The following is a 7,302-nucleotide window of genomic DNA, read 5'->3' as shown; positions in this document are numbered from 1 at the left end:
TGCAGAGCCAGCGTCATCACCGGGGCACTGACGCCAAGATCGATGGCTTCTTTTGCCGTCCAGCGTCCTTCACCGGAGTCTGCTACAACTGGCGCGATGTGTTCAAGACTCTGCCCCTGTTCAGCAAGCGCTTCGGCGGTTAGATCAAGCAGCCAGCTCTGCACGACAGAGCCATACCGCCAGAATTCGGTGATTTGAGCCAGATCGAGATCAAATTCCTTTTTGGCGCGAAGAAGGTCCAGGCCTTCGGCCAGAGCCTGCATCATGCCGTACTCAATTCCATTGTGAACCATTTTGACGTAATGGCCGGAGCCGACAGGCCCGACATGTCCCCAACCCTGATCCGGTGCGGGCGCAAGGACCCGGATGGCGGGGGTGATCAGGGCTGCCGCTTCGTCCGACCCGCCGAACATGAGGCTGTAGCCGTTTTTCAGCCCCCAAACGCCACCAGATGTACCCACATCCATGTAGTGCACACCTGATTTTTGAACGCGCGCGGCACGAGCGATGGTGTCTTGATAAAAACTGTTACCACCATCGATCAAAAGATCGCCTTCCTCAAGCAAGGGGAGAATCTGTGTGATCGCATCTTCGGTGACTTTGCCGGAAGGCAGCATGAGCCACACGATGCGCGGGGAGGGCAGGGCATCGATAAATTCTTTGAGCGAGTAGGCTCCCGTGATGTGGGTTTCTTCTGCGACCAATTCATCGATTGGCGCCGTACTGCGATTGTGGGTGACGACTTCAATGCCGCCGCGTGACAGACGTCGAGCCATGTTGGCCCCCATCCGCCCCAGACCGTAAATGCCTAACTGCATGATTTTTCTCCTTGAAACCGAAGTATCGATTGAAAGACTATCACCGAAAAAAAGGACAGCGTAGTAGTTGATTAACAATAACAGCAAGCCTTGGATACGCCTATGAGTGCGTGTACATATTTACATTTTTTCAATAAGACGGGCTTCGTCATCGGCAGATCAGAAAATGCCGATCTTAAACGGTATACTGGCCAGAAATATAAAACCGATTGATGACAAGAGTGAGTCATTGCGCTGCCCGTGAAGCCGAGCGATGGCATCTGAGCTTTTTGAATCCTTACCCATTCTGAACCGAGTGTTGCCATGAAAAAAAATACGAAAGACAACGACAAAGCCTTGCGTGCGCGGGTACGCCTGTTCGGTAACCTCCTTGGCGAAGTGCTGAAGGAGCAAACCGGCGATCACATATTCGATACGGTTGAAACATTGCGTCGCGGTTTTATTAAACTTCGTTTGAAGCACAGCCCGGGATTGCAAACCAAATTGATGGTTCTGTTGCGCACACTGGATCCGGAAACGCTCAACACCGTCGTGCGGGCATACAACCTCTACTTTAGCTTGGTGAATATTGCCGAAGAAGACTACATGCATCAGCAGCGACGCAAGCAGGTCCGTCTCGGCCTGCGGCTGTGGCATGGTTCGTTTTACGACACCATGCGTGAGTTTTCCAAGCGGGGGATGAGCTCGGATGATTTACAGACACTACTTAATCGCCTGGTCTACATGCCTGTGTTCACGGCGCATCCCACCGAAGCCAAACGTCGTACGGTGATGGATCTGCAGCGCAAAATCTTTTTGCTTTGCGCCGAATTAGACCGCCCAGAAGCGCAAGGTATCGAGCGGAACCGACTGCATCAGCAGGTTAAGACCGTTATTCTCTCTCTGCTTAAAACCAACGAAGTGCGCACAACCCGTCCGGAAGTTCATGATGAAATCCGTTTGGGGCTGTATTACTTCAGCACGTCGATTTTCGATGCCGTTCCCTTGGCATACCGTTACCTCGAGCGTGCGGTGGATGTGAGTTTCAACGAGAAGAACCCTGCAAATCCCGTGACGGTGCCGAGTTTGTTCCGGTTCGGTTCGTGGATCGGCGGTGACCGCGATGGCAATCCGTATGTAACGCATGAGGTCACCACCTTCGCCGTCTGCTCGGCGACGCAGACCATCCTGCAAGAATATCTTGATCGACTGGCGGGCATGGATCGGGTGCTTACCCATTCGTGCCGCTTGTGTCCTGAAATCGACCTGGACGCATTGGGCCTGCTTCAGGATGCAATCGAACTCGGCATGGCCTCACCGGAAAACTCGGGCGATACCTATTTCACCGAAGAACCCTACCGCCTCAAGTTGCGCATCATCGGCCAGCGCCTGAAGCACAACCTCGATTACGTGACGGCCCTGCTGGACAAAAAACCCATCAAGCTGTCCGCTCATGCCTATGCACACAAGGATCAGTTCCTGAGCGACCTGTACCGGATTCGTGACACCTTGGTGTCCACAGGCGATCAATTGCTTGCCGATGGTGAGATCAAGGACTTGATCCGTCTGGCGGAAACTTTCGGATGGCACCTGTTTAAACTGGATGTGCGTCAGGAATCAACGCGCCATACTCAGACCGTGGCCGATATTCTCAAGCAATTGCAGCCGAAAATCGATTACCTGGCACTGGACGAACCAGGCCGGATGGCACTGCTTACCCAGCTCATCAACAAGAGCCGCCACAAGACCATCGATACGGCGGCCCTGTCGGCGGAGTCCGCCGAAACCCTTCAGGTATTCAAGGTCAAGCGCGAACTGATCGATGCCATCAGCCGCGATTGCTTCGGTACGTATGTCATCTCAATGACCCATGAAGCCAGCCACGTGATGGAAGTCATGTTCCTCGCCGTGTTGGCCGGCTTGGCTGGCAAGCGCAAATCCCAGTGGTTCTGCGATATTCAGATTTCACCATTGTTTGAAACCATCGAAGATTTGCAACAGATCGAAGACGTACTCGGCGTACTGTTCGAGAATCCGGTCTACCGCGAATTGCTGCGTGTTTCCGGTGATCTTCAGGAGGCGATGCTGGGCTATTCCGATTCCTGCAAGGACGGCGGTTCATTGGCCTCGGTCTGGAGTCTGTACAACGCGCAGAAACGCGTATTGTCTATTACCCAGAAGAACGGCATCGAATGCCGACTTTTCCATGGTCGAGGCGGTACGGTCGCACGGGGCGGCGGACCGACCCACGAGTCAATCCTGTCGTTGCCAGCGGGTACGGTCGAAGGTCAGATCAAATTCACCGAACAGGGTGAGGTGCTTTCCTCCAAGTACAGTAATACCGAAACGGCCATCTACGAGATAACCATGGGCGCGACGGGCCTGATGAAGGCATCGGCGCATCTGGTGATGGAGAGCAATCCTGCGTCAGCCGAGCACGAGCAGGTAGTCGCCGAGTTGGCGACCTATGGTGAGAAGGCTTACCGGGAATTGACCGACGAAACGCCGTTCTTCTTTAATTACTTTTTCGAAGCGACGCCTGTACGTGAACTGGGTTTGTTGAATATCGGTTCGCGTCCGGCATCGCGCAAGGTCGGTGATTTATCGAAAGCCTCTGTACGCGCCATTCCCTGGGTGTTCGGCTGGTCTCAATCCAGGCACACCCTGCCAGCGTGGTACGGTATCGGCTCGGCGCTGAAAACCTGGCGTCAAAATCACAAGGACCAGCCCGAATTGCTGCACACCCTGTTCAAGGAGTGGCCGTTCTTCCACAGTATGTTGCGCAATACCCAGCTTTCGCTGACCAAGGGTGAAATGACCATCGCGCGTGAGTACGCCAGTCTGGTGGCCGATCAGGCCCAGGCACTACCGGTATATGAAAAGATCAGTGCGGAGTATTACCGTACGCTCGATGAATTGTTGCGGGTTGCCCGGGTCGACTCGCTGGTTGAAATTGATGAGTACATCGGTACCTCGATGATGCGACGAAACCCTTATCTGGACGTACTCAACCACATTCAGATCGTATTGCTGCGCCGCTACCGGGATGATTCCGAGCCGGAATCCGAACGGAAGAAGTGGTTGCTACCGCTTTTGCGCTCGATCAACGCCATTGCCTCAGGGATGCGCAATACAGGTTAGGAAATACCGATACCCCATATTCTTTTAACCGCAAGCACGGCACTTAGGTCGCCCGTTTGAAGAATCCTCCCTTGTGGAGGATTCTTTTTATATCATCGAGTCTGATCAGCACATTTACATTAGATAAGGCTTCAACAATGAGTCACGACCGCGACCACGCGCATCACCTTCCTGTTCCGATCGACTTCGGCCGTCGGTTCGCGTTCGGCATGGCGATCAATATGATTTTTGTGCTGATTGAAGCGTTTTACGGTTGGCAGGCCGATTCGTTGGCCTTACTTGCCGATGCCGGACACAATCTGGGCGATGTGGCCGGTTTGGCGTTGGCCTGGGCAGCGCTGGCGGCGGGGCGGATTCGTGCGAATGATCGACATACCTACGGTTGGCAGCGGGGTTCGATACTCGCGAGCTTCATCAATGCCGCCGTGTTGTTGCTGTTGATGGGCGGGCTGGCTGTGGAAGCCATACAACGCTTTACTGTGCCTGCTGAGGTGCAGGAATGGCCGGTGATCGTGGTGGCAACCATCGGCATTGTCATCAACAGCGTCACTGCCTGGCTGTTTTTGGCCGGTAGCAAGCACGATCTCAATATTCGCGGCGCTTTCCTGCACATGGCAGCCGATGCGCTGGTTTCGCTGGGCGTAGTGATCGGCGCATTTATCATCTTGGGTACAGGCTGGTTCTGGCTCGACCCGTTTATATCATTGCTTATCGCCGCGGTGGTTGTCTGGGGTACGTGGTCACTGTTCCGGCAATCCCTGCACCTGTTGTTCGATGGTGTACCTCAGGAGATCGACCTGGCTTCTGTGCGCAATCATCTGCTCGCCTTGCCCGGCGTGGCTGGGTTGCATGATTTGCATGTATGGGCCTTGAGTACTTCCCGTTACGGTTTGACAGCGCATCTGGTCCTTGCGCCCGACTCAGCCGCACCCGATCAATTGCTTGGTCAGGCAGAGCATCTGCTGCACGAAGAATTCAATATCAATCATGTGACCATCCAGATCGAAAGTGCAACCTACGCCGCTCAATGCGAGCTGGCGCATACCCATGAAAACAGTGCTTGTCCCGGCACGATGGCCTGATGGGTTCGGACTCTGACCTGCTATGAACGGAAATCGCTTATGAGCCAGTACATCGGCGCCATCGATCTGGGGACGACCAGTTCCCGGTTTATCGTCTTCGACCGCGCCGGGCAGATTGTGTCCATGGCGCAGAAGGAACATCGGCAGATCTACCCCAAGCCGGGCTGGGTGGAGCACGACCCGATCGAGATCCTGCATAACGTGAATGAAGTAACCGGTGCGGCGCTTGCCAAGGAAGGCCTCAACGCAGGCGATCTTGCTGCCATCGGTATCACCAATCAGCGTGAAACCACGGTGCTGTGGGACAAGGACAGTGGCAAGCCGTTGCACAATGCCCTGGTCTGGATGGATACCCGCACCGATGCCTTGGTGTCTTCGTTTGCCAAGTCCGGCGGGAAGGATCGGTTTCGTGCCAAGACTGGTCTGCCGCTGACCACCTATTTCTCCGGGCTGAAATTACGCTGGCTGCTCGATCAACTGCCCGAAGCGCGAATCCGTGCCGAGAACGGTGACATTCTGTTCGGCACGATGGATTCCTGGCTTATTTGGCACTTGACCGGCGGTGCCCGAGGCGGTCGGCACATCACCGATGTCACCAATGCCAGCCGTACCCAGTTGATGAACCTTGCGACCTGCCAGTGGGATGAGGACATACTCGAAGCGTTCGCCATTCCCAAAGCCTGTCTGCCTCAAATCATTTCGTCGTCGCAAATCTATGGCGAAGTAACCACCGTGCCGCTACGTGGCACACCGATCGCGGGTATTCTGGGCGATCAACAAGCCGCCTTGGTCGGGCAAACCTGTTTTGTGCCCGGAGAAGCCAAGAACACCTACGGCACCGGCTCATTTTTGTTGATGAATACCGGCAGTAAGATTGTGCCTTCGCAGGCGGGATTGCTGACGACCGTCGCCTATCAATTTGGTGACGAAGCCCCGTGTTATGCACTCGAAGGGTCCATCGCAATTACGGGCGCTCTGGTGCAATGGCTACGCGATAACCTCAATCTGATCGAAAAGTCTGCCGACATCGAACCCTTGGCTGCCAGTGTGGAAAATAACGGCGGTGTCTACATCGTTCCGGCCTTTTCCGGGCTGTATGCGCCCTACTGGAAGGACGATGCACGTGGCGTCATCGTCGGGTTGACACGCTACGCCAACAGGGCGCATATCGCCCGTGCGGCGCTGGAATCGGCCGCTTTTCAGGTGCGCGACGTCGTCGAGGCGATGCAGACCGATAGCGGTATCGAGCTCAAGACCTTAAGAGTGGATGGCGGCATGGTCTGCAACAACCTTTTGATGCAATTTCAGTCGGATATGCTCGCCGCGCCCGTCGTCCGCCCGAAGATCACCGAGACCACGGCCTTGGGTGCCGCCTATGCCGCCGGTCTGGCCGTCGGCTACTGGAAAAATACAGATGATCTGCGTGCCAACTGGTCGGTCGACCACACTTGGTCTCCTGTGATGACGGATGAACAGCGAGAAACCTACTATCGTTATTGGAAGCGCGCGGTAACTCGTTCGTTCGATTGGGTTGAAGACAAGCCCGAGACGTAAATCTTGGCTCTTTAGGATAATTAATGCGACATTTTGGTTCGAACGATAGTCCGGCGGGGCCAGCCGATTGGCGCACGCTCAAACTGCTGCTGCCCTATCTGTGGGAGTTCAAATGGCGGGTGCTGATCGCGCTTTCCTTCCTGATCGGCGCGAAATTCGCCATCGTCTCGATCCCGATCGTGCTCAAACATATCGTCGATAACCTCAATCAGCCCAAGGCTGTGCTTGTGGTGCCCTTGGCCTTGCTGTTCGGTTATGGCGCTCTGCGGCTGGCGAGCACAATGTTCGCCGATCTGCGCGATATCGTGTTTGCCAAGGTTACTCAGCGGGCGATTCGCCGTGTCGGCATGGATGTGTTCCGCTATCTGCATTCGCTTTCGCTGCGTTTCCATCTGGAGCGACAAACCGGCGGTGTGGCGCGCGATATTGAACGGGGCGCGCAGGGCATTTCGTCGCTGTTGAGTATGGTGCTGTTTTCCATTCTGCCGACCCTGATCGAGATCGGTTTGGTTGCTGGCATTCTGTTCGTCAAATTCGACTGGACCTTCGCGGCCATCACGCTGACCGTGGTTGCGGTGTACGTCGCACTCACAATCCTGATTACCGAGTGGCGAACCAAGCTTCGTCGCCGGATGAACGAGATGGATTCCAAGGCGAATACCCAGGCTGTGGACAGCCTGCTCAATTACGAGACGGTCAAGTATTTCGGCAACGAAGCCTTCGAGGCC

At 55.1% G+C, this 7,302-nt stretch carries 5 protein-coding genes; 4 read left to right on the top strand and 1 reads right to left on the bottom strand.

Features of this window, described 5'->3' with window-relative positions; translation table 11 throughout:
• Nucleotides 1-818: phosphogluconate dehydrogenase (NAD(+)-dependent, decarboxylating) (gene gnd / locus M7R55_RS06325; RefSeq protein ID WP_298219497.1), on the bottom strand; the 818-nt coding region annotated here is incomplete at its 3' end.
• Nucleotides 819-1,121: 303 nt separating this feature from the next.
• Between gnd and ppc the strand changes: the two genes are divergently transcribed.
• From ppc to M7R55_RS06305, 4 genes are all read left to right on the top strand, one after another.
• Nucleotides 1,122-3,938, top strand: a complete 2,817-nt coding sequence (ppc, locus tag M7R55_RS06320; protein ID WP_298219495.1) for a phosphoenolpyruvate carboxylase — start codon at nt 1,122-1,124, stop codon at nt 3,936-3,938.
• A 137-nt stretch (nt 3,939-4,075) separates the two neighbouring features.
• Nucleotides 4,076-5,020: a cation diffusion facilitator family transporter gene (locus tag M7R55_RS06315; protein ID WP_298219493.1), complete on the top strand. Its 945-nt coding sequence runs from the start codon at nt 4,076-4,078 to the stop codon at nt 5,018-5,020.
• A gap of 39 nt (nt 5,021-5,059) precedes the next feature.
• Complete coding sequence (gene glpK, locus M7R55_RS06310) at nt 5,060-6,574, top strand: glycerol kinase GlpK (RefSeq protein ID WP_298219491.1); 1,515 nt, start codon at nt 5,060-5,062, stop codon at nt 6,572-6,574.
• A gap of 23 nt (nt 6,575-6,597) precedes the next feature.
• Nucleotides 6,598-7,302, top strand: a 705-nt coding sequence (locus tag M7R55_RS06305) for an ABC transporter transmembrane domain-containing protein (RefSeq protein WP_298219490.1), incomplete at its 3' end; no start/stop codon positions are given.

The sequence above is a fragment of the Halothiobacillus sp. genome, assembly GCF_027346185.1.
Classification (GTDB): Bacteria; Pseudomonadota; Gammaproteobacteria; order Halothiobacillales; family Halothiobacillaceae; genus Halothiobacillus.
This window is presented reverse-complemented; position numbering and strand designations above follow the sequence as displayed.

Coding starts and splice junctions, on each gene's coding strand:
- M7R55_RS06315 (WP_298219493.1), top strand. CDS start 4,076: ATGAGTCACGACCGCGACCACGCGCATCACCTTCCTGTTCCGATCGAC.
- glpK (WP_298219491.1), top strand. CDS start 5,060: ATGAGCCAGTACATCGGCGCCATCGATCTGGGGACGACCAGTTCCCGG.
- ppc (WP_298219495.1), top strand. CDS start 1,122: ATGAAAAAAAATACGAAAGACAACGACAAAGCCTTGCGTGCGCGGGTA.